Source organism: Streptomyces sp. ATLC9, assembly GCF_057196705.1.
The window spans coordinates 1-841 of sequence record NZ_JBXUOY010000542.1 but is presented as its reverse complement, the minus strand read 5'-3'; the positions used below and the strand labels follow the sequence as shown (position 1 = coordinate 841).

Sequence of the window (841 nt, the reverse complement as noted above, 5' to 3'; positions counted from 1 at the left end):
AGCTTGGCGTTTAACCTCGCCTGTCACTCGACCTGCTGATCTGCGGTTCTTCCCGGGACAGCGGACGCGGCCGTTCTCCACGCTTCGAGATGTCGAGTCACGAAGTTCAAGAGAACGGCCGCTGCGTATGAGTCTCCCCGCCCCAGGGCCCGCAAGCGAGGCGTTGGACGTCTTGTCCCGCTTTCGGGTCGAGTTCTACGAGTGCCTTTACGCGCGTGCGGACGCGCTCTTCGAGTTGACGGACGCTGTGCTGTGCGCGGACGGGCCGGTGAAAGCCCTGGTCGAGCTCTCTTTGGCGGTCGAGCACAGGCGCGGGCACGGCGCTCTGTACGCCGCCCTGGACCGTGGCTGGCTGGAGCCGGCCCGATTGCGTCGTGCGCTGGCGGGCCTGCCGCTGCCGAAGGCGGCCGACGGGCGGATCGTGCTCGCCGTGGACGTGTCGCACTGGCTGCGCCCCGACGCTCCCACCAGCGGCGACCGGCTCTTCTGCCATGTCTACGGACGCGGCGACCGCAGCTCGGACCAGCTGGTGCCCGGCTGGCCCTACTCCTTCGTCGCGGCCCTGGAAACCGGCCGCACCTCCTGGGTCGCTCTCCTGGACGCGCTCCGCCTGGGCCCAGCCGACGACGCGACAACCGTTACCGCCGTCCAACTCCGGGATGTGGTCGACCGGTTGACAAGCGCAGACCAGTGGAGGCCGGGCGACCCGGACATCCTGATCGTGATGGACTCCGGCTACGACATCGCCTACTTGACCCACGCCCTCGCTGACCTACCCGTCGTGCTGGTCGGGCGCCTGCGCTCGGACCGGGTCATGCTCCGTGACCCCGGCCCCGCCCGG

The 841-nt window shown here is 69.4% G+C and carries 1 protein-coding gene; it reads left to right on the top strand.

The genetic code is table 11. The features are described 5' to 3' along the window. Positions 1-127: 127 nt before the first annotated feature. On the top strand, positions 128-841 hold a 714-nt coding region (locus AC2CJA_RS26940; protein ID WP_484605248.1), incomplete at its 3' end, for a transposase.